This is a genomic window from Candidatus Binataceae bacterium (assembly GCA_035650475.1).
GTDB lineage: Bacteria > Desulfobacterota > Binatia > Binatales > Binataceae > JAKAVN01.
This window is the reverse complement of record DASRHP010000012.1, coordinates 257,760-282,179: the sequence shown is the minus strand read 5'-3', so window position 1 is coordinate 282,179 and position 24,420 is coordinate 257,760. Positions and strand designations below refer to the sequence as shown.

25 protein-coding genes and 1 pseudogene are annotated in these 24,420 nt (G+C 68.5%); 9 read left to right on the top strand and 17 right to left on the bottom strand.

Features of this window, described 5'->3' with window-relative positions:
- Positions 1-9: 9 nt before the first annotated feature.
- Positions 10-1,026, top strand: a complete 1,017-nt coding sequence (locus VFB33_12860) for a molybdopterin-dependent oxidoreductase (GenBank protein ID HZO82576.1) — start codon at positions 10-12, stop codon at positions 1,024-1,026.
- A 166-nt stretch (positions 1,027-1,192) separates the two neighbouring features.
- Here VFB33_12860 and VFB33_12855 read toward each other — a convergent pair whose 3' ends face one another.
- Entirely contained in the window at positions 1,193-3,646 is a 2,454-nt protein-coding gene (locus VFB33_12855; protein HZO82575.1) for a transglycosylase domain-containing protein, read from the bottom strand.
- A gap of 105 nt (positions 3,647-3,751) precedes the next feature.
- Entirely contained in the window at positions 3,752-4,234 is a 483-nt protein-coding gene (locus VFB33_12850) for an adenosine-specific kinase (protein HZO82574.1), read from the bottom strand.
- Positions 4,235-4,279: 45 nt separating this feature from the next.
- On the opposite strand from VFB33_12850, the gene VFB33_12845 reads away from it, so the two are divergent.
- Together VFB33_12845 and VFB33_12840 are read left to right on the top strand one after the other, a co-directional pair.
- A complete protein-coding gene (locus VFB33_12845) occupies positions 4,280-4,834 on the top strand; it encodes a hypothetical protein (protein HZO82573.1) in 555 nt (184 codons plus the stop codon).
- 64 nt (positions 4,835-4,898) lie between these two features.
- Positions 4,899-5,363 (top strand): hypothetical protein, encoded by a 465-nt coding sequence (locus VFB33_12840; protein ID HZO82572.1) that lies wholly within the window; start codon positions 4,899-4,901, stop codon positions 5,361-5,363.
- Positions 5,364-5,389: 26 nt separating this feature from the next.
- Here VFB33_12840 and VFB33_12835 read toward each other — a convergent pair whose 3' ends face one another.
- From VFB33_12835 to VFB33_12825, 3 genes are all read right to left on the bottom strand, one after another.
- Positions 5,390-5,923 carry a cupin domain-containing protein gene (locus tag VFB33_12835; GenBank protein HZO82571.1) on the bottom strand — a complete coding sequence of 178 codons (534 nt, stop codon included), beginning with the start codon at positions 5,921-5,923 and terminating at the stop codon, positions 5,390-5,392.
- A 92-nt stretch (positions 5,924-6,015) separates the two neighbouring features.
- Positions 6,016-7,071 (bottom strand): sugar phosphate nucleotidyltransferase, encoded by a 1,056-nt coding sequence (locus VFB33_12830; GenBank protein HZO82570.1) that lies wholly within the window; start codon positions 7,069-7,071, stop codon positions 6,016-6,018.
- Positions 7,068-8,423 (bottom strand): phosphomannomutase/phosphoglucomutase, encoded by a 1,356-nt coding sequence (locus VFB33_12825; protein ID HZO82569.1) that lies wholly within the window; start codon positions 8,421-8,423, stop codon positions 7,068-7,070. The genes VFB33_12830 and VFB33_12825 overlap by 4 nt, the downstream gene beginning before the upstream one ends.
- Before the next feature lie 186 nt (positions 8,424-8,609).
- On the opposite strand from VFB33_12825, the gene VFB33_12820 reads away from it, so the two are divergent.
- Positions 8,610-9,344 carry an SDR family oxidoreductase gene (locus tag VFB33_12820; GenBank protein ID HZO82568.1) on the top strand — a complete coding sequence of 245 codons (735 nt, stop codon included), beginning with the start codon at positions 8,610-8,612 and terminating at the stop codon, positions 9,342-9,344.
- A gap of 141 nt (positions 9,345-9,485) precedes the next feature.
- Here the strand turns inward: VFB33_12820 and VFB33_12815 are convergent, their stop codons facing one another.
- Both VFB33_12815 and VFB33_12810 read right to left on the bottom strand, forming a co-directional pair.
- Positions 9,486-10,745, bottom strand: a complete 1,260-nt coding sequence (locus tag VFB33_12815; protein HZO82567.1) for an acyl-CoA dehydrogenase family protein — start codon at positions 10,743-10,745, stop codon at positions 9,486-9,488.
- Positions 10,746-10,792: 47 nt separating this feature from the next.
- The gene (locus VFB33_12810) at positions 10,793-11,572 is read right to left on the bottom strand and encodes an SDR family oxidoreductase (GenBank protein ID HZO82566.1); all 780 of its coding nucleotides are present in this window, start codon (positions 11,570-11,572) and stop codon (positions 10,793-10,795) included.
- A gap of 121 nt (positions 11,573-11,693) precedes the next feature.
- On the opposite strand from VFB33_12810, the gene VFB33_12805 reads away from it, so the two are divergent.
- Both VFB33_12805 and VFB33_12800 read left to right on the top strand, forming a co-directional pair.
- Complete coding sequence (locus VFB33_12805; GenBank protein HZO82565.1) at positions 11,694-12,557, top strand: CPBP family glutamic-type intramembrane protease; 864 nt, start codon at positions 11,694-11,696, stop codon at positions 12,555-12,557.
- Positions 12,558-13,074: 517 nt separating this feature from the next.
- Positions 13,075-13,509 carry a hypothetical protein gene (locus VFB33_12800; protein ID HZO82564.1) on the top strand — a complete coding sequence of 145 codons (435 nt, stop codon included), beginning with the start codon at positions 13,075-13,077 and terminating at the stop codon, positions 13,507-13,509.
- On the opposite strand, the gene VFB33_12795 is transcribed toward VFB33_12800, so the two are convergent.
- The 4 genes from VFB33_12795 to glgC form a co-directional block, all read right to left on the bottom strand.
- Positions 13,442-14,089: an isoprenylcysteine carboxylmethyltransferase family protein gene (locus tag VFB33_12795; GenBank protein ID HZO82563.1), complete on the bottom strand. Its 648-nt coding sequence runs from the start codon at positions 14,087-14,089 to the stop codon at positions 13,442-13,444. The two genes, VFB33_12800 and VFB33_12795, sit on opposite strands and share 68 nt — an antisense overlap.
- Positions 14,086-15,291: a 3-oxoacyl-[acyl-carrier-protein] synthase III C-terminal domain-containing protein gene (locus tag VFB33_12790; protein ID HZO82562.1), complete on the bottom strand. Its 1,206-nt coding sequence runs from the start codon at positions 15,289-15,291 to the stop codon at positions 14,086-14,088. Before VFB33_12790 ends, VFB33_12795 begins: the two co-directional genes overlap by 4 nt.
- A 78-nt stretch (positions 15,292-15,369) precedes the next feature.
- Positions 15,370-16,482: a lysophospholipid acyltransferase family protein gene (locus VFB33_12785; GenBank protein HZO82561.1), complete on the bottom strand. Its 1,113-nt coding sequence runs from the start codon at positions 16,480-16,482 to the stop codon at positions 15,370-15,372.
- Between the two features lie 20 nt (positions 16,483-16,502).
- A complete protein-coding gene (gene glgC, locus VFB33_12780; protein ID HZO82560.1) occupies positions 16,503-17,738 on the bottom strand; it encodes a glucose-1-phosphate adenylyltransferase in 1,236 nt (411 codons plus the stop codon).
- 383 nt (positions 17,739-18,121) lie between these two features.
- Between glgC and VFB33_12775 the strand changes: the two genes are divergently transcribed.
- The gene (locus VFB33_12775) at positions 18,122-18,424 is read left to right on the top strand and encodes a hypothetical protein (protein HZO82559.1); all 303 of its coding nucleotides are present in this window, start codon (positions 18,122-18,124) and stop codon (positions 18,422-18,424) included.
- 111 nt (positions 18,425-18,535) lie between these two features.
- On the opposite strand, the gene VFB33_12770 is transcribed toward VFB33_12775, so the two are convergent.
- From VFB33_12770 to rpsF, 6 genes and pseudogenes are all read right to left on the bottom strand, one after another.
- The gene (locus VFB33_12770) at positions 18,536-19,171 is read right to left on the bottom strand and encodes a glutathione S-transferase family protein (protein HZO82558.1); all 636 of its coding nucleotides are present in this window, start codon (positions 19,169-19,171) and stop codon (positions 18,536-18,538) included.
- Between the two features lie 16 nt (positions 19,172-19,187).
- Positions 19,188-19,640, bottom strand: a complete 453-nt coding sequence (gene rplI / locus VFB33_12765) for a 50S ribosomal protein L9 (GenBank protein HZO82557.1) — start codon at positions 19,638-19,640, stop codon at positions 19,188-19,190.
- A gap of 30 nt (positions 19,641-19,670) precedes the next feature.
- Entirely contained in the window at positions 19,671-20,642 is a 972-nt protein-coding gene (locus tag VFB33_12760; GenBank protein HZO82556.1) for a DUF2232 domain-containing protein, read from the bottom strand.
- 8 nt (positions 20,643-20,650) lie between these two features.
- Positions 20,651-20,860 (bottom strand): annotated as a pseudogene (rpsR, locus tag VFB33_12755) (30S ribosomal protein S18).
- Between the two features lie 184 nt (positions 20,861-21,044).
- Complete coding sequence (locus VFB33_12750) at positions 21,045-21,314, bottom strand: single-stranded DNA-binding protein (GenBank protein HZO82555.1); 270 nt, start codon at positions 21,312-21,314, stop codon at positions 21,045-21,047.
- Positions 21,315-21,327: 13 nt separating this feature from the next.
- Positions 21,328-21,867 carry a 30S ribosomal protein S6 gene (rpsF, locus tag VFB33_12745; GenBank protein HZO82554.1) on the bottom strand — a complete coding sequence of 180 codons (540 nt, stop codon included), beginning with the start codon at positions 21,865-21,867 and terminating at the stop codon, positions 21,328-21,330.
- Positions 21,868-22,124: 257 nt separating this feature from the next.
- On the opposite strand from rpsF, the gene VFB33_12740 reads away from it, so the two are divergent.
- Together VFB33_12740 and rpsO are read left to right on the top strand one after the other, a co-directional pair.
- Positions 22,125-23,963, top strand: coding sequence for a CocE/NonD family hydrolase (locus VFB33_12740; GenBank protein ID HZO82553.1), 1,839 nt, complete (start codon positions 22,125-22,127; stop codon positions 23,961-23,963).
- A gap of 163 nt (positions 23,964-24,126) precedes the next feature.
- Entirely contained in the window at positions 24,127-24,396 is a 270-nt protein-coding gene (gene rpsO / locus VFB33_12735; GenBank protein HZO82552.1) for a 30S ribosomal protein S15, read from the top strand.
- Positions 24,397-24,420 lie beyond the last annotated feature (24 nt).

Genomic DNA, 24,420 nt, shown 5'->3' with positions numbered 1-24,420 from the left:
GCGCATACAATGAATCGCCGGAAATTCGTCAAACTGGCGGGCGCCGCTATCGCGCTCGGCGGAGCGCCCGCCGCCGCGCGCGCGCTTGCCGCCGCCGAGGCGCCCAAGCCGCCGGCTGGCGGATGGGGCGGGCTTACGCCCAACGCGGACTTTTACGTGACCTCGTACGGGGCCACGCCGCGCGTGGATCCGAACCGATGGCGGCTGAAGATTCACGGCCTCGCCGCCAATCCGCTGGAGCTCGACCTGGCAACGGTCAAGTCGCTGCCGCCGATAAGCGAGACGCTGACGCTGGAGTGTATCGGCAACCCGCCCAACGGCACCGCGATCGGCAATGCGTTGTGGGTCGGGCCCAAGCTCAGGCCGTTGCTCGAGCGCGCGCGCCCCTCGCGCAAGGCAGGATACGCGGCGCTGCGCGGCGCCGACGGTTACGCCACCGGCATACCGCTCGACGAACTGATGCGCGAGGAGAATTTCCTGCCCCACCTGATGAACGGCGAGGCGCTGCCGCCAGACCACGGCTTTCCCCTGCGCATCTTCATCCCGGGCAAGTACGGAATGAAGCAGCCCAAATGGTTGACCGAGATCGAATTCGTCGATCGCGAGTTCGTCGGCTATTGGGAGGCGCGCGGATGGAGTAACAGCGCGTGGCGCAAGATCAACTCGGGCTTCTTCTATCCGCAGGTCAGCTACAGCTTGCTCAACCTGGTCGCGCCCGCCGCCAGGGTGACGGCGCCGGTGGAGATGGTGGGATGGGCGCTGGCGGGGCCGTCGGGAGTCCATCGGGTCGACGTTTCGACCGACGACGGCGCGACGTGGGACACCGCTGAAATTACGCCGAGCCGCTCAGCTTACATCTGGAGCGTGTGGAAGTACCGCTTCGCGCCGCGCCGCGCTGGAAATTACAAGGTGCGCGTGCGCGCCGTCGACGGCGATGGACGCGCGCAGCCGCCCAGCGATCCCGACACCAGCGCCGGCCAGAGCGCCCAGGCGCGGCTCAGCCTCGACGTCACCGCGGCGGCGTGAGGCCGTCTCGTCAAAAATCGCTGCGCGTCTATCCTTCGACTCCGCTCGCGGACTCGCTCCGCTCAGGACGGCGTCAAAACAAGGCGCTTATGCCGCCGCAATCTGAGGGTCCTCTACCTGTCGTTCTACGCGAAGCGATTCGGTGGCCGCCCGACCGGCGCCGCGCTCAGTGGCCGAAGAGCGAACCGAAGAAATTCCCGATCGAACCTAACAAACCGTTGGTCGCAGGCGTCGGCGCGGCTCCGGGCGCCCCTGCCATCCCCGCGGCGCCCGGCGGCGCCGCCGCGCCCGGACCCGCAACCAGCGTCGGCGCGGGCGCGACCCCGCCGTGCAGCGGGCACATCTGGGTCGGCGCGGTACCGCTCAGAAACGGCAGTGCGACCGCGCGCGGACAGTTCGCCGTCGCCAGCCCGCCGCTTTGCGGATCGATCGTCGCCATCGTGATCCCCGCCGGCGGCCTGAACTGCGCAGCGGTGCGCGGCGTGACCGCGCTCATGAAGCTGACCCACGCGGGCAGCGCTGCCGCCGCGCCGGTCATCCCGATGCTCTGCGGGCGATCGAACCCGACCCACGCGCCGCACACGACGCGCGGCGTGTAGCCGACGAAGTAGGCGTCGCGATAGTCGTCGGTGGTGCCGGTCTTGCCCGCCGCGGGAAAGTCCAGCCCCATCCGCGCCGCGCCCGCGCCCGTGCCCCATCGCAGCACCTGTTCGAGCGCGCCGGTTATCAGGTAGGCGACCGGCGGATCGATGAGTCTAAGCGCGTGCGCCTTGTGCTCGTAGATCAGATGATCGTGCGCATCGTACACCGCCTCCAGCGCGTAGGGCGGGCGCGAAACGCCGCCGCTTGCGAAAATCTGGTAGGCGCCGGTCAGCTCGATGAGGGTGGTTTCGGCGGCGCCGATCGAGATCGGCAGCACGGCGGGGAGGTCCTCGTTGATGCCCATCTCGTGCGCCGTGCGCACGATCGTCGGCGGGTGCAGCAGGCTGCCAAGGTAGGCGGTCGGCACGTTGAGCGACTCGGCGAGCGCCTCGACTACCGTGACCGTGCCCTGAAAGTTGCGCTCGTAGTTGGCCGGCGCCCATCCGCCGAACGACATCGGACGGTCGGGCAGCAGCGAGGCCAGCGTCACCGGCTGCCCCAGCGGCGAGCGCAAAGGATCGAGCGCGCTCAGATAGACGATCGGCTTGAAGGCCGAGCCGGGCTGGCGCTCGGCCTGCACCGCGCGGTTGAACTGGCTCGACGCATAGTCGCGCCCGCCGACCATCGCCAGGATCGCGCCCGTGCGCACGTCGAGCGCGAGCAGCGAGCCTTGCAGCCGCTCGGCGCGCCGCGTGCGGCGCAGCCGCGGATGCGCGCGCTCCAGGCGCGCCAGGTTGGCTTCGACCGCCGCCTGCGCCTCCTGCTCCATCTCGGGGTCGAGCGTCGTGTACACTTTGAGCCCGGCCAGGTTGCCGCCGAAGCCGGGGATGCGTTCGACCTCGGAGATTACGTAGTCGGTGAAGTAGGGCGCGCGGCGCAAACCGGGTGAGCTGGCGAGCTGGATCGGCGCGCCGCTGGCCGCGGCGTACTGCGCGGCGTCGATGGCACCGGCGCGGCGCATGATCGCGAGCACGACGTCGCGGCGCGCGCGGGCGGCATCGGGATGGCGGCGGGGATCGTAGAGCGTCGGCGCCTGGATCATCCCGATCAGCGTCGCGGCCTCCGCCGGCGTTACCTCGTGCAAGTCTTTGTTGAAGAAGTAGCGCGCCGCCAGCGGCATCCCGGTGATCGGCGTGCCGTCGTACTCGCCCATCGGGACGTCGTTGATGTACCGCTCGAGGATCTGATCCTTGCTGAGGCGCATCTCGATCACGAGCGCGACCGCCAGTTCGCGCAGCTTGCGCGCGAAGGTGCGCTCGTGGCGATCGATGAAGGTGCGGGCGAGCTGCTGGGTGATCGTGCTCGCGCCCTGGCGCAGGCGATGCGAGCGCAGGTCCGCGACCGCCGCCTCCACCATCCGAATCGGGTCGAAGCCGGGATGGTAGTAGAAGTAGCGGTCTTCGGTCGCGAGCAGACCGCGCGTCAGGTAGGGCGGCAGCTCGCCCAGATGCACCTCGACGCGCTCGGCGGGCGCCCCCGGCAGCAGCCTGCCGATCACCTCGGGTTCGAGCGCCGCGGCGTCAAGCGCGGTCCCGAAGGGGTCGGCCACGCGCTCGACCACGGTGCCATCGAGGCTCAGATGAATCAGTTCGTCGGGGTACTCGCGCAGTCCCTCGCGAAAGCTGCGCAGGTAAATCGTGATCCGCCCTGGGGTCAGCGCGTACTCGCCCGGGCGGGCCGGATTGGCGACGCGGGTGTAGCTCAGATGGTCGAGGCGGTCGAGCAGATGGAGCTTGGCGACGTCGTCGCCGCGCTCGATCACCAGCGGCGCGGAGTAGATCGCCGAGGTCAGCGCGGCCTCGCGTTGTCGAATAAGCGCCGAGATTTCGCTGTAGAGCTGGGCGAGATAGAAACCCGTGGCGAAGGCGCACAGCAGGAGCCCGCCGAGCGCGATGCGCCGCGGCCCCAGCCGCCTAAGCGTGCGGCGCAGCCATCCACCCGCCGCGCCTGCCCGGCCCCGCCTGCGTGCGCTGCTCATCACGCGTCATTTGCGCGCCGGTCCCGACCCAGACCAGCTGCGCGGCTTAAACTATATCCCGCGGGCCCGCGGCAAAGCGACATGGCGGCGCGGGGAACCCGCGGCCTAATGCTTGTAGCCGAAGCGGCGCAGCAGCGCCCGCCGCTCCTCCTGCTCGCGCTCGCCCTCGACGCCCTTGGGCGCGCTGCCGTCGATCACACCGAGCACACCGCGCGCGCCGCCCTCGTCGGCGACGATCACGCGGAGCTCGTTGGCGGTGGCGCAAAAGATCGTGCACACCTCGCCGACCGCCTTGACCTGGTTGAGCACGTTTATCGGGAACGCGTTGCCAAGCATGATCACGAAAACGTGCCCGGCACCGATCGCTTCGGCCGCGCGCACCGCCGCGTCCTCCAGCTCGGCGTCGGTGCCGGTGTGGCGGACGAGGCAGGGCCCAGAGGCCTCGCAGAAGGCGACGCCGAACTTCACCCCGGGCACCGCGGCGACGACCGCCTCGTAGAGATCCTCGGCGGTCTTGATGAAATGGGCCTGGCCGATGATGACGTTGGCGTCGGCCGGCTTGGCGACTGGGATCGCGCTCAGTTCCATAGGCTTGCGTTCTCCTGCGATGCGTTCTTGTATGGCGGTTGATCGATGATAGGAGAGCCGAAGCGCCCATTGAAGGAGCCGGCCGCGCGCCGCGCGCAGGCCGAGCTGCCGGCCTGGTTTTACCGGCTCTCGCCCCGCGCCCAACAGGTTTACCTGCGCAGCGACGCGATCGACCGCTTCGAGCTTGCGCCCAGCCCCAGCGCGCTCGCACTGGCCGACGCCCTGCTGGCGGCGCTCGAAGCTGGCCAGCTCGCGGCGACCGAGCGCGCGGCGCAGAACCTCGCCACCGAGCTATGCCGCCTGCTGCACGTGCGCAGCGTGCCGCTGCAGGTCAAAGGCGTGCGCCCGCGCAACGCGCGCGGCGAGCTCCACGGCATCTTCTTCTCCCGTCCGCCGCGGATCGTGCTCTGGATGCGCACGGCGCAGCGCCACGACGTGGTCAAGCCCAAGACCTTCCTGCGCACGCTGATGCACGAGCTTGGCCATTACCTGGACTATGCGCTGCTCCGGCTGGGCGACTCGTACCATACTCGTGGTTTCTTCAAGCGCGAGTCGTTCCTGGTGCGCGCGCTGTGGCCCGCCGAAACCGGCGGCGATTAAGGCCGACGGATGCGCCGCGGGCGCGGGCCGTGTATTATCGTCCCTCGGCGAAAGAGGACGCCTGATGCGGATGGGAATCCTGGATCGAATCCGCTCCGCGCTATCACCCGAAGAAAAACTGCTGGGGGAACTCGCCGAGCTTGCCGGACGCCATCGCGAGCTCGCCGAGCGCCTCGCGCGCGACGCCGCGCTCTGCGGCTACCCTGCGATGGCGGACGCGCTGCGCGCGATCGCCGAACAGGAGCTGCGGCACGCGCGTGCGCTGGACCTGATGCTTGGGGAGCGGCACGCGTGGGCGAAGCCGGCGCGTCGGCCTGGCGCCGCAGGCTCGAACAACTGGCAGCGGCTGTCGGCCGACCTCGCGCTCCTGCTTGAATTACTGGGCGACATGAACCAGTTGGTGTTCCGATGGGAGCGCGTCGATCCCGCCTTCGCCGCGCGCCTGCGCGCAATCGAGCTGGAAGACGACCGCAACCTCGGCGGCTTGCGCGAGCTCGTTCTGCGCTGCGATCCGCAGGCGCTCGACTGAAAGCGCGGATCGCGCTAGCGCCACTCTCAGAGCGGCCTGGCGTCGATCAGGATCGCCGCCAGCAGGGCCGGCTCCGTCCCCCGATTGACCCATCCGTGGTTGGTCCCGCGCTGGATCACGACGTCGAACGGCTCGAGATCGACCTCGCCCTTGTCGAGCAGCAGCGTCACCCGCCCTGAGAGCAGGATGATGTAATCGACGGTGCGTGTGGTGTGCATGCTCGGATGGCGCGAAGTATCGACCCGGCAATGCGAGGCGCCCATCGCGGCAAAGCGCGCCGCCGCGATCGCCTCCTGCGCCTCGGCCGAGAGCGCCCTGTTCTCGGGCGCGACCATGAAGAAGCGGAACACGCTGCCGCCGGCGGGCGGTTCGAGCCGCGCCGGGCGCGTGGCGGGGTCACCCGCCGCCCGGTTATCGGCGGGCGTGGCGTCGGTCACCCACAGCTCGGCGGCGCCGCCCGCGCCGTGCTCGCGGAGGTTGGGCGACGGCCCGTCACTTGCCACGTACGATTTTCCGTCGGCGTCGATGGCGGTTACGATTCGCCGCCTCTCTTTGAGCATCGTACTCACCTCGCCGCCGGCCCGCTGATCGCCGTGCCGGGCCGCGCGCGGCGATCCTAGCCGATCGCGCGTGCCGCCGTACAAGGTCACGCCTACAGGTAGCGCTGCAGGCCGCGGCGGGCGAGTTCGTCTACGACGCGGCGCAGTTCCTGCGAGCTTTGGCGGCCGGCGATCAGGATCGCGTCGCCGGTATCGACCGCCACCAGGTCCCTCACCCCGAGCAGCACCATCAGGCGCCGGTCGGCACGCGCCAGCACGCCCTCGGAGTCGAGCGCGAGCACCTCGCCCTTGAGCACGTTGGAGGCGCGCCCGCGCACCGCCTGCCACAGTCCCTCCCAGCTCCCGACATCGTGCCATCCAAAGCGCGCCTTGACCGTGAGCACGTTGCGGCTCTTCTCGGCGACCACGCGGTCGAAGGCGTCGAAGTGAAGCCGTCGGTAGATGCGCGCGACGGCCGCCGGCCGGGCGCCGCCCAGCTCGCGCATCGCGCCGGCAAGCGCGGGGGCGTGCTCGTCGAGTTCCGCCTCCAGCGCCCGTGTGTCCATCACGAAAATCCCGGCGTTCCACAGGAACCTGCCCGACGCGACCATCCGGCGCGCCTGCGCCAGCGGCGGCTTCTCGACGAAGCGTTCGACTTCGAAGCCACGCCCGACGCGCCGGCCGATCTGCTGGTAGCCGTAGCCGGGCTCGGCCCGCGTCGGCGCGACGCCGATCACCACCACCGCGCGGCGCGCGGCGGCAAGTCCGATCGCGTCGGCCAGCGTGCGCCGAAAGCCGGCGGCGGGGGCGATGTAATGGTCGGCCGGCATCACCGCGACAACGCCGGCACCGCAGCGATTGGCGATCACGGCGCATCCGTAAGCGATCGCTACCGCGGTGCCGCGCCCCTCGGGCTCGACGATCAGATTGGCCGGCGGCAGGAGTCCGCGCAGCGCGCTGCGGAAGAGCGCGCGCTGGTCCACGGGGACCAGCACGAAAATTTGGCGCCGCTCGATCAGCGGCTTGAGCCGCGCGATAGTCTCGCCGAGCAGCGTTGCGCGGCCGTCGATCGAGAACAGCGGCTTGGGCCGCCGCGCGCGGCTCTCGGGCCAGAAGCGCGTGCCGCGCCCGCCCGCGATGATCAGCGCCGCTGCGCGCCGCGCGCTCACATCGCGCCCAGTTCTTTGAGCTTGCTCTCGAACAGCGCGCGGATCTCGCCGAGTGTCTTCTCGTCGCGCGCTTCGAAACGCATCACCAGCGCCGGCTGGGTGTTGGAGGCGCGCACCAGGCCCCATCCGCCGGGGAAGTTGACGCGCGCGCCGTCGATATCAATCACGTCGTAGCGGCCGCGGAAGTACTCGGCGGCCTTGCGCACGATCTCGAACTTGCGGTCGTCCGGGCAATCGAGCCGGATTTCCGGCGTGAAGTGGCTCTTGGGCAGGTCGGCGAGCAGCTCCGCGAGCCCGCGCCCCTCGCGGCTGACGATCTCGAGCAGGCGGAAGGAGGCGTAAATTGCGTCGTCGAAGCCGTAGTAGCGGTCGGCGAAGAACATGTGCCCGCTCATCTCGCCTGCGAGCGCGGCGTGCTCCTCCTTGAGCTTGCTCTTGATGAGCGAGTGGCCGGTCTTCCACATGATCGGGCGGCCGCCGTGGCGCGCGATGTCGTCGTACATGCGATTGGAACATTTGACGTCGCCGATGAAGGCGGCGCCCGGCCGCTCGCGCAGGATCGCGCGCGAGAACACCACCATCAGCTCGTCGCCCCACACGATTCGCCCCTGCTCGTTCACCGCGCCGACCCGGTCGGCGTCGCCGTCGTAGGCGATACCCAGCCGCGCGCCGGAGCTTTTGACCGCCGCGATCAGGTCGCGCATGTTCTCCTCGACGGTCGGGTCGGGATGATGGTTGGGGAAGCGCCCGTCCATCTCGATATACAGCTCGACCGTCTCGACCCCCAGCTCGCGCATCAGCGGCGCCGCGACCGCGCCGCCGCATCCGTTGCCGCCGTCCACTGCGACCTTGAGCCCGGGGCGCAGCGTGATGTTGCGCTTGATGAAGTCGCAGTACTCGGGAATCACCGCGCGCGAGCTGAGCGCGCCGCGCGCGCCGGCGGCGGGGAAATCGCGCCGCTCGATTATCCGCCGGACTTCCTGGATCTCGTCGCCGAAGATCGTCGACGGCCCCACGCCGAGCTTGAAGCCGTTGTACTCGGCGGCGTTGTGGCTGCCGGTGATCATCGCGCCGCCGTCCATCCCCCAGTGCGCCACCGAGAAATATAAAAGCGGCGTCGGCACCACGCCGATATCCACCACGTTGATTCCGCTTTTCAGCAGTCCCTCGCTGAACAGCGCGAACAGCCGGTCCGACGAGAGCCGACAGTCGCGGCCCACAGTCACCGTGCTCTTGCCCGCGCGTTTGAGCAGGGTGGCGTAGGCGCGGCCGAGATCGGTCACGAAGGCGTCGTCGAAGTCGCGCTCGACCACGCCCCGGATATCGTATTCGCGAAAGACCTGTGGATTCATCGCTGCGTCCTGCCTCTCCTGCCGCGTGCCTCCGCAATCGTGGGCGGTTCCCCGTGCTTTGGATCAGTTTGTGGAACCAGCCTCGATGGTGCAAGCTGCGGATGCGCAAGCGTGCGGGTTTAACCGTGATCGGGTCGCCCTTTACGCAAACGATCGCGGCACCCCACACGAGATTGCCAAACCCGGATGGCGGTTGAGGAGCATCCACAGCGGATCGCGATTGTGACCGGTGCCGGCCGCGGAATCGGCCGTGCGGTCGCGGTTGCGCTCGCGCGCGAGGGCTTTGCGCTGTGCATTGCCGCGCGCTCGCGCGACGAACTGGAGGAGACCCGCCGCCTGACCGGACTTGCTCCCGCGCGCTCGCTTATCGTGCTGATTGACCTCGCCGAGGAGCACGCCCCGCAGACCCTGTTCGACACGGCGATCGAACATTTCGGACGGCTCGACGTGCTGGTTAACAACGCGGGATGGGCGCCGCCGCGCACGACGCTGAGCAAAATTTCGAGCGCGGCGCAGGATCGGATGCTCGCGGTCAACCTGCGCGCGCCGATCGCGCTTGCGCGCCTTGCCGCCGGACAGATGGCCCGGGCGGGCGGCGGCGCAATCGTCAATATCGCCTCGGATGCGGCGCTGCGCGCGCCGGCGGGCGAGGCGATCTATGCGGCGGCAAAGGCCGGCCTGATCGCATTCAGCCGCGCGGCCTTCGCGGAGCTACGTTCCAGCGACATCAAGGTCGCGGTGATAATCCCCGGCCTGGTGGACACCGCTCTCATCCCGCACAGCAAGCATCTCGACCGCGCGCTGATGCTCCGCCCGGAGGACGTGGCGGAGGCGATGATGGCGGTCGTGCGCGCGCCCGCGCGCGCCTGCCCGACCGAAATCGTGCTCGAGCCGCAGCGTCCTCCCGAACGCGCGCGCTAACCGAACCTTGCGTCTGCGAATTCGCCGCGTGCAGGGGCTGGATGCGCGGCAAGACCCCTATTCCTGAGACAGTGAACCGGGATTCCCGATGATGAACCGGGCGCGGGAGACGGCCGGCAGCCGCGGCAGACCCGACGATACTCAGCGCGTCGGCGGACGCCCCTCGGCCGCCGCCATCGGATCGTACCCCGGACGGCGGAACAACGCGTGCAATTGGCGGCGCCGCACGCCCATGTTGCCGCCGTCATACAGCGGGAACGCCAGCACGTCCTGCATCAGCCCGGCGAGCGGCTGCATGTCGGTGTAGCTGTCGATCCCGACCAGCCGCATCGCGTCGTACACCACCTGCACCGCGAGCTCCGAACAATAGACCTTGGTGATGATCGGAAGCTCCTCGCCGGCGCCGCCGGTGCTGTCGAAGTAATGGCACGCCTTCCAGGTGAGATAGCGCGCCGCCTCTATTCTCATCTTCAGGTCGGCCAGCATGTAGCCCACGTTCTGATACTCGATCACCGGCACCGGCCCCGAGCGCTTGTCGGCTCGCGCAAAGCCGAGCGCGCACTCGAACGCCGCGCGCATCACGCCCGTGCACGCCGCGCCGATCAGCGCCGCGGTCCACGCAAACGAGCGCGAGATAATCGCGGCGCCGTCGCCGGGCCGGCCGAGGATATTCGCCGCCGGCACGCGCACCTCGTCGAAGCGGATACGCGGCGAGCTGACCGCGCGATGGCCGAGCGTGTCGATCATCCCCTCGATGCGGATGCCCTCGCTGTTGCCGGGCACCGCGATAACCGCGAGCGAATCCTGCGGCGGCTTGCCGAGGTCGGTGCGGCAGATCACGGTGTAAAGATGCGCGCCCTTGCCGTCCCATCCGGTGCCGTTGGTGGTGTAGTGCTTGTGCCCGCTGATTACCCACTGATCGCCGTCGCGCCGGGCAAAGGTGCGCACGCCGGATGAAGGGTCGGGCGAGTCGTAATTGGCGCCGCCAGTGACTTCGGTAAAGGCGAACGCCGCCAGCCGGTCCTCGCCGTTTTCGACAAAGTCGGGCAAAAAGCGCCGGCGCTGCTCCTCGTTGCCGTAGCGCAGCACCGGTTGCAGCCCGAGCCCGGTCGCGAGCAGAGTCGTCGGAACGTTGACGTCAACCGCGGCCAGCTCCTCGGCGGCGAGCGCAAGGTCCAGCGTGGAAAGCCCGCTCCCGCCGTACTCGGCCGGGATGAGCGATTTGGCGAAGCCGGCGCGCGCCATCTCGCGGTAAAACGGCCGCGTCGCGTAGAAACGCTCGCCCGGATCGCCGATCTTCGCGATCGCGCTTCTCACCCCGCCGAGCACGGAGCGCGCGAAGGCGCGCGCCTGCGCCTGGAGCTCGCGCTGCTGGTCGCTCAAAGTGAAATCGATAGCCATCGTCTCCGTCTCCCCTGTGGCTGGCGGCGCGTTTGCGGCCGCGCGCCTCAGACGTGTGCGCCCTGGCCGCCGCCGACGTCGATCGAAGCGCCGGTAATGAAGCTGGCGCGGTCGGAGGCCAGGAACGCGATCAACCCGGAGACCTCGTGCGGCTCGCCGAAGCGCTTAAGCGGCACGATCTGCGCCGCCTGCGCCATGAACTTCTCCAGCGGCACGTCGGGCGCGCGCCGCGCGTGCGCGCGCTCGATCTGGTTGGTGTGGACCAGCCCGATATTGACCGAGTTGACCAGGATCTTCTTCTCCGCCAGCTCCCAGGCGAGCGCCTTGCTCAGCGCGTAGCAGGAGGCGCGATGAGTGGTGGTGGCGAACAGGCCCGGAATCACCACGCGGCCTGCAATCGCGTTGACGTTGATCACCCGCGGCGCCGCGCTCTTCGCGAGCAGTGGCAGCGCCGCCCGCGTGCATCGGATCTGGCCGAGAATCTTCAGCTCGTAGTCGGCAAGCAGCTGCTCGTCGGTGAGCGAGGCGAAAGTTCCATGAGTCGCGGCGCCCGCGTTGTTGACCAGGATATCGAGGCGGCCGAACGTGCGCCCGATCTCGTCGACCAGCGCGGCGATCTCGGCGGGCTGGCGGATGTCGCACTTCACGGCGATACATCGCACGCCCCGGGCCACGGCCCGCTCGCGCACCGGCGCGAGCTGCTCCGGATGGCGCGAGCAGAGCGCCAGGTCGCAGCCCTCGCCTGCCAACTCGTACGCGGTCGCTTCGCCGATTCCCATGCTCGCGCCCGTTATCAGCGCAACTCTGCCCTTGAGTCCGAGTTCCATCGCGCGACCCTCCGCCATGGCTGTGGAAGCCGCCTCATAATCACCGCTTGCGCCGCGCGCTTGCAACCGATATCGCTTCGGGGACGCTGCGCCGCTTTCGGCGGCGCACGCGCAGCCGACGATGCCGTTCACGCTGAGATTAGCCGTCGCGTTCGTGATCGCGGCCGCGCTGGCCGTCGCGATCGCGCCCTTCGCCGCGCTCGCGGTGGGCGCCGCCGGCTTCCGATTCCCGTTTCCGCGAATCTTCGACCGCACGGTAATGGTGACGGTTGCGCTGATGCTGTGGTGGTGGGCGCGCGAGCTGCGGCTGGGTGCGCTGCTTGGGCGCGGCTTCGCCCGCCCGCTCGGCCATGTGGGCCAGGTGCTGCGCGGAATTGCAGTCGCCGCCGTGGTAATCGCGATCCTGCTCGGGCTCGGCGCGGCGTTCGGTGCGCGCACCGCCCCGGACGCGGCGGCGGAGCTGGCGCGCACGCCGAAGTACGTCGCGGGCGCGATCGCGATCGCAATTATCGAGGAAGGCTTCTTTCGCGCCGTGCTGCTGGGCGGAATGTGCGACGATTTCGGCCGCGCCGGCGCGCTGGTCGTGAGCTCCGCGATTTACGCGCTGGCGCATCTGGTGCGCGCACCCGGTCATTTCTACCTCGAGCGTCTCGACGCCGCCGCCGGCGTGCACAACCTGGCCGCAAGCTTCGCCCACCTGCTCCATCCGGCCGCCGCGTTTCCGGCGCTGGCAGGGCTTTTCCTGCTCGGCCTGGTCCTGGGCGAGGCGTTCCTGCTCACCGGCACGGTTTACCTCTCGATGGGCTTGCACGCGGGGCTGGTGATTGGCGCCAAGCTATGGCCGTACAGCGGGGCGCCGGCGGTCGCGCCGCCGCACTGGATAATCGGCTACGGGCATCCGGCCCTGATAAGCGGCGCCGCGGCGTGGGTGATGGCGCTCGCGATCCTCGCCCTGCTCCCGCGCCTGGCCGGCAAGCGCTCCTAGAGTCGCCGTCGGCCGTCTGCAGCGACGAGCAGGGGATGCTAAAGTCTCCGGTCGCAGCCTTTACCTATGGCCGCTCGACGCATCCGCTCGCACCTGCTCATCGCGCTGGCGGCGTTCGCGATTACTGCGGCCCGCATCCCGGTTGCTGACGCGCAGGGCGAGCGCACAGCCGCCGCAGTGGGCGTGACCGTGGTGGCCGCGCCGACTCCCAAGGGCCCCCCACCGCCGAGCGTGCGCTCAGGCTGCGCGTCCCGATAAACCCGCGCGACCATTCGTTGCATCAGGTCGCTGCCGCGCTCGGCGAGGCCGCGCGCGCCAACTCCGCGGCCGGCGGCCTGTTCCAGTTTGACGCCGAGCTTGGCGACTATGCCGCCGAACCGCGTACCCAACGTGAAATCCGCGACTATGTGGCGAATGCACGCTTCGCGCTGCCGGACAATTACCGCAGGTATGTGGATGCGCAGTGGATGCTTCCGAATCTCTCCCCGGGCGCTCCGCCCGATCGCGGAGCACGGATATGCGAGGACGCCTTCGCCTTTTCGCCTCCATCGTCGCCGAAGGCGCCCCCGACGCGGCTCGCTCCGAGCCCGCCCGGATGCATCCGGGGGTGTGCGGATGGAAAATCGACCGCGAAGAGATCCGCCGCGCGGTCGCCGCGCGGCCGGAGCTTTTCGGCGAAGGGCTCGCGTCGGTGAGCGTGACCAGCGCGATCCGCACGCGAACGCCGGGGAAGGTTTTCGGCCTGACCGGCGCCGGCAAATCCGCGGCCTTAAACGCGCTATCCGACGATCACGCCGTAGTCGCGATCGTCGGCGTTTCTCACCCGTGCGACATTATCCATCCGGGCCAGTATTGGTCCGGCTACCTGTGCGACAACTATCTGATCACCGACGGCACGGACGGACGCGAGTTGGCGGCCGGCGTGTACCACGAGTTTCACCAGGAGGATTAGGCGCGCAGCGCCCGGCGCGAAGCATCGCAGGCAACAGGCGCGGGCGGGCGGCGAAGGCGAGTTCGTAGCGCGGGCCGAGCGCCCCTTCCTCGGCGCGAATCCGCCGCATCAGCAGCGCGGCGTTGCCCGCCGAAAAGACGGCCGCCGTCAGCCAGCATCCGTGAATCATCGGCACGCAGGCGATTTCGACGATCACGGCAAGGTAGTTGGGATGGCGGACGAGGCGGTAGGGCCCGCCGCTCACCGGCGCCGCCGCCGGCCATACGATTATCCGCGTGTTCCAGCGCGGGCCGAGCGTCGCCACGCACCAATAGCGCAGCGCCTGCGCCGCCAGGGCGAGCGCCAACGCAACCCATCCGAATAGGCCGAGGAACGGCCGGTCGAACAGGATTGCCTCTGCCGCCGCCGAAAGGATGAAGAGCGCATGGAATGCGGCCATCGCCGCGTAATGCTCGCCTCCGGCCTCGACCGCGCCTGCGGCGAAGGCGCGCCGCGCATTGCGCGCGGAGAGCCATAACTCGAACAGCCGCTCGAGGGCGAGCGCGCCCAGGATCAGAAGGAAGGCTCCGCGCGAAATCACCACCGCAGCAGCGCCAGCTCGGCGCAGAACCCGGGCCCCATCGCGAGCATCACGCCCCACTCGCCCGCGCGCGCCTCGCCCGACCCCATCAGATCGCGCAGCACAAACAGCACCGAGGCCGACGACACGTTGCCGGTCGCCGCGAGCAGCCGCCACGAGCGCGCAAGCGCGCACGGGCCGAGCCCGAGCGCCGCGCCGACCGCCTCGAGCACGCGATTGCCGCCGGTATGCGCGATCCAATGGCGGATTGCGCCGCGCTCAAGGCCGTGCGCGGCGAGCAGTGCGTCGACGTCGCGCCCCAGATGCGCGCGCACCAGCGCGGGAATCTCCGGCGAGAGCACGATTCTGAGCCCGCCGTCCACGACGTCCCATCCCATCATCCGCTCGCTGTCAGGATAGAAAACTGCGCGCGTTCCAACCACCCGCGGCAAGCCGTCCTGCCCTCGCCCGCCGCGCGACGCGCCGCCCACCACCACTGCCGCCGCGCCGTCGCCGAACAGCGCCGAGGCGATTACGTTGGCGACCGTGGCGTCGTCGCGTTGCAGGGTGAGCGAGCACAGTTCGATCGAAACAACCAGCGCGACATCGTCGCGCAAGCCGCGCAGAAGCTCGGCGGCGCGCGCGACGCCCGCGACTCCGCCCGCGCATCCGAGGCCGAAGATCGGGGTGCGCCGCACGTCGGCGCGCATCCCAAGGCGGTTGACGATCCGCGCGTCGATACTCGGCGTGGCAATTCCGGTGCCGGTGACCAAGAAGAGGTGATCGACGTCGCGCGCGGTCAGGCCGGCCGCGTCGAGGGCGCTCGACGCGGCCGCCGCGCCCAGTGGCGGTGCCACGCGCGCCCACGCCGTGTTGGTCTTGGCGAAGGAGTCGAGCGCGGGATATTCGCCGATTGGCAGCGCAAGGTAGCGGCGGTCGATCCGCACCGAGCGCTGGATCTGGTCGAAGGTCGAGCGCCATCGGCGCGGTTCCCCGTATTGCGCGCTCCAGAGCCCGCGGAGCAGCTCTGCGAGTTCGCGCTGATCGACGGGATTGGGCGGAAGCGCGGTCGCCGCGGCCAGGATCACCGGCGCCTCGGCGGCCGGCGCCGAGGCCGGGCGCGCTGCGCCAGCGTTGTGCGGGAGGCGCGCGACGCCGGTCGCGGAAACCAGCGGCGCGGGCGTCGCGGCCGCCCGCGGAAGTGCGGTTGATTCGAAGCTCATCGATTACCCCCCGGCATCATGGAAACCGCGGGCGATGCCGGAGAGTTCCGCACACAAGAGCGGCCCGACCCAAGCGGGTCAATCAGATTGCGGCGCGCGCGAGCGGCGGTGGCGGCGCGGCTGGTCGTACACCGGCGCCATCCCGCGCGGGCGCGTGCGGTAGCGCCGATGCGTCCACAGGAACTGCTCCGGGTAGCGACGCACCATCGCCTCGATCGCGCCCACGAAGCGCCGCGTGTTCTCCTCGACGTCGGCCTCGGCGTCGCCGCTTTCGGCGAGCGGGATCAGGTCCTGAATAACGATGCGATGGCTGCGGCCGCCGGGCTGGCGCACGATGAAGACCGGCGCCACCAGTGCACCCGATGTCCGCACCACCCGCGCCAGCGTGCGCGAGGTTGCCGCAGGCTCGCCAAAGAACGGCACGAAGATCGCCTCGCCGCGCTTGGCGTTCTGGTCGAAAGGCACGCCGACCAGCCGCCCGTCGCCGAGCGTCTTGAGCACGGCGCGCGCGGCCGAATGCTTGCGCACGATCTCGACCCCGGCCCGCTCGCGCACCCAGGTCATCAGCGCGTCGCCGGCAAGGAAGCGCTGGGTGTGATGAACCAGGGTTATCTGATGGCCGAGGATGGCGTGGGCGGAGGGCAACAGCTCGAAATTACCGAAATGGGCGGTCAGGACGACAATGCCGCGGCCGGGATAGCGGCGCGCGACCTCATCCCAGTAATCCAGACGGTCGTAGGTCACGCGCCGGGCGAGGCGACGGTAGAAGAAGCCGCCGAGGCGGACGTACTCGGCCGCGCTGCGGCCGAGATTGATGTAGGAGGCGCGCAGGATGCGCCGGCGCTCAAGCTCGTCGCGCTCGGGAAAAGCTATCGCCAGATTGGCCATCCCGACCCGTACGTGGCGGCGGTCCAGGAGGTAACCCAGCCATCCGCCGGCCACCCCCAGCGGATACAGGATGAAGTCCGGCAACAGGCTGAGCGCGTGCATCGCCGCACGCATCAGATGAAAGAGCGCGCGGCTTTTGAAGTCGAGCTTGAGTCCCGCTAGCGGCGGACGCGCGCCCGGCGTGGAGCGCGCCGTCTTTAGCGCGCCGCTTTCGCGGGCGGCGCGATCGCCCGGCGCGCTGGCTTCGCCGGTGCGCGCGGTTGCATCGGCGGAGCCGGCCACAGTTGAAACCTCGCTGGCCATCGGAGCGCGCACCAGTCGGCTCACAGGCCCTGTCGCTCGCGCTTGGGGCCCTTGGGGATCACGACCAAGCCCGAGTCGGTCACGTGGAAACGCTCGCGGTCGCGGGCGAGGTCGTAGCCGATCTGGTCGCCCTCGGGGATATAAACGTTCTTGTCGATAATCGCGCGGCGGACGCGCGCGCCGCGGCCCACCTCGACCCAGTCCATCAGCACCGAATCTTCAACCGCCGCCCATGAGTGGACGAACACTGAGCGGCCGAGGATCGAATTGCGCACTGTCCCGCCTGAAACGATGGAGCCTTCGGAGACGACCGAGTGCAGGGCTTGGCCGCGGCGGCCGTTCTCGTCGAAGACAAACTTCGCCGGCGGCTGGTCGTAGTACGCCGTGCGCAGCGGCCAGCGCGGGTTATAGAGGTTGAGGTGGGGCCGCGCGTCGCGCAAATCGAGGTTGGCCTCGTAGTAGGCGTCGATCGTGCCGACGTCGCGCCAGTAGCTCAGGTTGACCTCGGAGTCACCATGGATGCGGTTGGTCATGAAGTTGTAGGCGAAAACGGGCACTCGTTCGATCAGGCGCGGGATGAGGTCGTGGCCGAAGTCGTGATGGCTCGACGCCATCGCGGCGTCCTCGGCAAGCGCCCGGCGCAACACGTCGGGCTCGAACAGGTAATTGCCCATCGAGGCGAGACATCGGCCGGGAGCGCCGGGGAGCTGGCGCGGGCGCATCGGCTTCTCCTCGAAGCTGCGCACGCGCATCCCGGAGTCCACCTCGAGGATGCCGAACTGGTGGGCCTCCCCGACCGGCACTGGGATGGTAGCGACGCTGACCGCGGCCTTGCGCTCGACGTGGAACTCGATCATCTGCTGGATGTCCATCCGGTAGATGTGGTCGGCGCCAAACACGGCCACGAGATCGGGACGGAAATCGTCCAGCAGATTGAGATTCTGAAAGATCGCGTCGGCGGTTCCCTGGTACCAGCTCTCCCCCATCCGCATCTGCGCAGGAACCGGAGTGACGAACTGGTCGGTTATCAGTCCGCCGAACTGCCATCCGTCTTTGAGATGCTCGATAAGCGACTGCGAGCGCCACTGGACGAGGACATAAATCGCGTAAATTCGCGAATTGACGAGATTGGACAGAACAAAATCGATGATTCGGTATTTCCCGCCGAAGGGAACCGCCGGCTTGGCCCTGTCACGGGTCAGCGGATGCAGCCTGCTCCCCAAGCCCCCCGCCATCACCATCGCAAGCGTCCTCATCGCGCCTCGCCCTTGGTTAGCGCGCCGGCAACGGCAAAATCACGGCGCGATCGTCAAATCCTAATATAAGTGACGTGGAAAAGCCGTAAAGTTGCGACGATGGAGCCCGCTGCAGATCGCAGCCTGCTCAGATTGATTGGCAGGTGTGCCGACAGGATGTTGCAAAAAATTCCACACTATGGGGAAACATCACCCCAAGCCGTCACTTAGCGAAAGTAGGGCAAATGCTCGATTTAGCTCAAATTTCGCCAATTTGCGCTCGCAATCGACCGTCGAACCCCGCCCCGGCATATCGCTTGCTTGAAACCTCGCCCAAGAATTTACGTCTAATCGAACGCATGGCCGAGGACAGCCCTTGAAAAGCCAGGCCAGGAGGTGGCGCGATGCAAACCGAACTGAACCGAGAACCCAACACCAGCGAACGGCCGGGTATTGTGTATCGCACTGTTTGCCAGAACCCCGGATGCGGGTCCACGTTTGACCTGCGAATCACCCCAGATAACGCCTCGCTCCTTAGCGGCACTATCGCCTGTCCGCGCTGCCGGCGCCACGGCGGGATGTTGAAGCCACAAGGACGCCTGGGCAACAAGCTCTTTGCCGCCAAGCTGGTCTTCCGAACGGCCAACGTGGCCTACAGCCGCGCCGACGAGGAGGAAGCCGCGGCCGAGACCGAAGCCCGCTACTAATGCGGCAGACAATCGAGTAGATTAAGGCTACCGCCTCGGCATTCGTAACCCGAAAGCAGGCGCGCCGCCCGATGGGCGGCGCGCTTGCGCATTTTCAGGCGTCTTCGCGGCCTAGACTCCGGCCAGCGGTTGAATCGTGACGCCTTGGAGGCTCTGGACGCTCGGCCGCTCCATCAGACGCTTGAGCCACGCGTCCAGATTCGGACGGTTGGCGCTCGCGTCGAGCCCGAGCTGCGTTACCACCAGCATCCGCGGTGCGAAGCCGATGTCGGCGATCGAGAACTCGCCCGCCAGAAACTGCTGTCCGTTAAGCTCGTAGTTGAGGTAGTCGAACACCCGCTCGATCGAGCGATGCAGGCGTTGGAGACGCGCCTGATCGCGCTCGGCCTCGGGCCGCGCCATCTCGGCCATCAGCTGCCCCATCTGCGGCGTGAACGAGGTGTCGGCGAAGTCCTCGAACATACGCGCACGCGCGCGCAGTGCGCTGGAGCCGATCGCCGGCAGCATCGGCGGTTCCGGATATTCGTCGTCGAGGTACTCGATGATTATGGTCGAGTCGTAGACCGTGGTGTCTTCGTCAACCAGCACCGGGACCCGGCCGAACGGGTTGAGGCGCAAAAACTCCGGGCGCCGCTGTTCGCCCTGGGCGAGGTCCACCTGGACCAGCTCGTAGCTGAGGGCCTTTTCCGCCAGCACGATCCGGACCTTCTGGCCGAAGGGACAAGGCAGGAAGTCGTAGAGTTTCATCATTCCCCGGACAGGTTTATTGGGCCGCCGCCACCGTCAGTTTCAGGCCGGCTTCGACCTCCGCATCGAGCCTCACCACTACTGTTACCTCGCCGAGCTGTTTGATCGGCTCCGGCAGCACTATCTTGCGCCGCTCGATATCGAAGCCGCGCTCGCGCAGGGCGCGTTCGATGTCGATATTGGTGACCGAGCCGAAGAGCTTGCCCTCCTCGCCGGCGTTGGCGCTGATGGTCAGGCTGAGCGCTTCGAGGCGCTCTTTGAGCTTGAGCGCGTCGGTCCTTTTGGCCTCGCGCCGCAGCATCGCCAGGCGCTTCTGATGCTCGAAGGCGCGCAGGTTCTTGGGATTGGCCTCGACGGCCAGGCGGCGCGGCAGCAGAAAATTGCGCGCGTAGCCGGCGCGCACTTTGACCACGTCGCCGGTGCGCCCCAGGTTGGGCACGTCCTCGTTGAGAATCACTTGCACGTTCATAAGTTTATACGCTGGCGCTACTGCGGGCGCTTAGAAAAAATCGCCGAAGCTGCCGGCCTCGCGGCGCGGCGGCCGCAGCCGCCGAAAGTCGATCCACAAGTCGAAGATGCCGCCCGCGCAGACCAGCGCCGCCAGCACCGGCTGCACGATTATAACAAAGTAGATCAGCCCCCTGACCCACGGCGGTATCGTGAGCGCCTTGAAATAGAAGGCCACGATCGCCAGCCCCTGGCAGAAGTACACTGCCGCTACGCAGGCGAAAGCGTCGAGCGCCACCACCGCTAGCGCCGGCATCGGCACGAACATCGCGAAGCCGGTCGCCAGCAGCACCCAGATGAGCCACTCGGGCGCCGACCAACGCGCGAGGTCGCCGAAGAGCGAGTAGCTCAACCGCCGCTGGCCTCCCAACCGCCAGAACGCGCCCAGGTTGAGCAGCGCGCCGAAGCCCGCAACTAGCGCGACCAGCGCCGGCGTCAACCGCATCGTCGCCTCGACCATCGAGGCTTCGGCCTCGCGCCCCAGCCCGGTTTCCATCCCAAGCACCTTGTAGAAATCGCGCCCGCGCGCGATTCCGTTGGCCAGCGCGCTGTGCACGTTGGCCGCCAACCCCTCCACCGAGCCCGCAATCGCAAACGCAGTGATCACGCCGGCCGCCAGCGTAAGCGCGGCGGTGACCAGTACGATCCTCTCAAAGGGCTTGCGCCGCTCGAGCATGTCGCACATCACGGCCGTCGCCAGCCCGAAGCTCACGACGTAGCCGAGCGCGGCGGCCCATCCGCCGAGCGCGCCCGCCGCGACCGCGGCGACAACGATCGCCACTCCCGCGCGCCAGCGCGCGCCGTCCGTCCCCACCGCGTAGAGCAAGATCGGCGCGGGCGCAAAGAGCGCCGCGATCGCGCCAGCCACGGGTATCAGCGCGGCGGCGAGATAAAGCGCGGCCGCCAGAAAGGCGGCGCGCACCGTCGCGACCACCAGCCTTGCGATTTCAACCCCGCGGATCACTTCCGCCTTCAGACTCCCAGCGTGGAGAACGGCAGCAGCGCGATCACACGCGCGCGCTTGATCGCCACCGCGAGCTGCCGCTGATGGCGCGCACAGTTGCCCGAGGTGCGGCTGGGCACGATCTTGCCGCCCTCGGTAATAAAGTTCTGGAGCGTGCGGACGTCCTTGTAGTCCACCTTCAGCCCCTTGTCGGCGCAGAAGCGGCATACCTTGCGCCGGCCGCCCGGACGCCGGCGCGCGCCCCCACGCCCTTCGCTGGGACGCTCGCCCTCAGCGCGTCCGCCCTGGCGCGGTCCGCGCGCGTGCTCATGGCCGCCGTGCTGCTCGGCAGCCTGGTTTACCTTTTCTTCATCGGCCATCTTCGACCCTGCCGTATCGCTTCCAGTTTTTCGAATGCGCCGCCTAGGCGGCGCCGACCTCGGCTATCCCGCTGGCGACGACCTCGACGCCGACCGCCCAGCGCGCCGCCCCCGCATGAGCGCGCGTCTCACGCAACGCGCCGGTAATCCTCACCAGCGAGCCCGTGCGCAGGCGCGCGCCTAGCTCGCGCGCTTGCGCCCCCGCCATCACCACTGCCAGCCGCAGCCGCTCACGTCCGTCACCGCACTCCACTTCGAATCTCATCACCGGCATCCCGCTTGGGGCGGTCCGTAGCTCGGGCGCCGAAGCCACCCTGCCGGTCAGCTCAATCCTGTTTTGGCCCACCCGAGGAACTCGCCTCGGCCGCGGCAGCGCCGCCGTCCTCTGCGGCCGGCTCCTCCGATTCCGCCGTGGCCGCCGCCTCGCCCTTCTCAGCGCCTTGGCCTGCGGCTGCATGTTCGGCCGCCGCAGCGTGCGAAGCGGCGGCTGCGGCTGCGCGGGCTTCGGCCGCGGCCTTGGCCTCGGCAGCGCGATGGCGGCGGGCTTCGATGTCGGCGCGCACCTTGGCCGTATCGACCTCGGGATCGACCAGCACCGAGAGATAGCGCAGCACGGCGTCCGAGAGCTTGAGGTTGCGCTCGAGCTCGTTCATCACGTTGCCGTCGCCAGCATAATCGAGGCGCACGTAATAGCCGCGCCGCTCATTGCGGATTCGGTAGGCGAGCTCGCGAAAGCCCCACTCGTCGGTCTCGAGCAGTTCGCCGCCGCCGCTGGCAACGATGCCCTCGAAACGTTTGATGCTGTCCTTGGACTGCGCTTCGCCCAAGTCCGGGCGCAGAATAAAAATGGTCTCGTAGCGCCGCACGCGGCCGCCTCCTTATGGACTACCAGCCCCCGCAGGGGAGCAAGGAGTTTGAAGGTCCTAGCCTAACATCGGCTAATCCCGCCCTTCAAGCCGCCGGCGGGAAATAATCGGGCCGACAGCCATCGCCGGCGGGCCAGGGATTCGCGCCGCCTTCGGGTCCGGGGGCTGCTCATATTGAGACCCCAGAGTCCCGCCCGGCGCAATCACGCATCGCCCTGCCCTTGTAGTAACCTGCCCGCCAGCCAGGAGGGCGCCTGATGACGAAACTCGGTCGGCAAGGCTCTGAGCATCGGTTCGAGGTCGTGGTCGAGCGCGACGTGATGGTCGCGATGCGGGACGGTACGCGGCTGGCGACCGACATCTACCGCCCAGCGCTCGAAGGCGCGCCCGCACCCGGACGCTTCCCGGTCCTGATCGAGCGCACGCCCTACGACAAGGCAACGCCGCGCTTCGTCGTCCATTCCCGCTTCTTCGCTGAGCACGGCTACGTCGTGTTGATCCAGGACGTGCGCGGGCGCGGTGGCTCGGAGGGCGATTGGTATCCCTTCGCGCGCGAGGCGCCCGACGGCTACGACACGATCGAGTGGGCGGCTGCCGAGCCGTGGTGCACCGGCAAGGTTGGCACGATGGGAACTTCGTACATGGGCGCGGTGCAGAGCGCCGCGGCGACGCTCAACCCGCCGCATCTGGCCGCGATGTTCGTCACCGAGGGGCCGTCGAACTACTACGCTTGTTCGATGCGCCATAACGGCGCGCTCGAACAGCGCTTCCTCATCTACGCCTTCCACATGGCGGTCACCAGCCCCGAGGCGCGCGCCAATCCGGCGCTGCGCCAGGCGCTGCTCGAAGCGCGGCTCAATCTGGGGCAGTGGCTCCGCCGCCTGCCGCTCAAGCGCGGAGCGTCGCCGCTGCGCTTGCTGCCGACTTACGAGCAGTGGGTGATTGACCTCCAGACGCGCGCCGCCTACGACGAGTACTGGCGCCAGCGCGGCTACGCGATCGACCAGTACTACGCCGAGCACGCCGACGTCCCGACGGTCTATTTCGGCGCCTGGTACGACTCCTACGCGCGCGCCACGGTCGAGAACTTTGCCGCCCTCAGCAGGCTCAAGCGCTCGCCGCAACGGCTCGTGATGGGGCCATGGACGCACGGCGTGCGCGCCGACGAGGACTTCGCCGGCGAGGCGAGCTTTGGCCCCGCCGCGCTCGAACATTACAACGGGATGCGTCTGCGATGGTTCGACCAGTGGCTCAAGGGACTCGACACGGGCGTCGCCGACCAGCCGGCGGTGCGGATTTTCGTGATGGGCGGCGGCAGCGGGCGCAAGCTTTACGACGTCCTGGGGCTGAGCGGACGAATCGACCACGGTGGGCGATGGCGCTTGGAGTCGCAATGGCCGCCGGCGGGCGTGCGCGAGACCCCGTGGTATCTCCATCGGGGCGGCGCGCTGGCGCCGCGGACACCTGAGGAAGACGGCGGCGCGAGCACGTTTCGCTATGACCCGCGTGATCCGGTGCCGACGGTCGGCGGATGTATCTCGGTGGGCTTCGAGTTCATGCCGCCCGGCGGCTTCGACCAGCGCGCGCGTTTTCCGCTTGCGGCAGGCGAGTCGCTGCCGCTGGCCGCGCGGCCGGACGTCATGGTCTTCGTCTCGGAGCCGCTGGCCGAGTCGCTGGAGGTCACCGGCTCGCCGCTGGTCAAGCTGTGGGTGTCGTCGTCGGCGCGCGACACTGACTTTACCGCCAAGTTGATCGATCTGTATCCGCCGAGTGCCGACTATCCCGATGGCTACGCGCTCAACCTGACCGATTCGATCATCCGGATGCGTTTTCGCAACTCGTGGACCGACCCGCAGCCGATGACGCCGGGCGAAATTTACGAGGTCAGCATCCCCTTCTATCCGATAAGCAACCTGTTCGCCCGCGGGCATCGGATCCGGCTCGACATCTCGTCGTCGAACTTTCCGCGCTTCGACGTAAACCCCAACACCGGCGGCGCGCTGGGCGAGCCGGGCGCGATGGTGGTCGCCGACAACACGGTCCATCATGCGGCGGCACACCCCTCGCATATCGTCCTGCCGGTGATGACAAGATAGGCTGAGGCGAGCGACGAAAAGTCGAAGCGGAGCGGGCGTCAGCCGGCGCTTCAGCGCAAAATTGCCGGATAAGCCGTGTTCGGACGGGCCGCCTTTACCTGCTGCGCACCCTCTGTTAGAGTCCTCGGTTAACTAAAAGGAAAAGGGAAAGTAAGAGCTCCTGATGCCTCTCGCAGCCGTTCGCAAGCGGGAAATAGTCCAGACTCACGCTCGGTCCAACTCCGACAGCGGTTCGCCTGAAGTTCAGGTCGCCCTGTTCAGCGCGCGGATCGATCAGCTCACCGACCATCTGAAGACTCACGCGAAAGACCATCATTCGCGCCGGGGACTTTTGCGCCTGGTCGGCAAGCGCCGTCGGCTTCTGGACTACCTGCGCTCGCGCGACCTCGCGCGCTACAAGGCGCTGATCGAGCGGCTCGGCATCCGGAGGTAGGCCGCCAGCTTGGCCGCGCCGCGC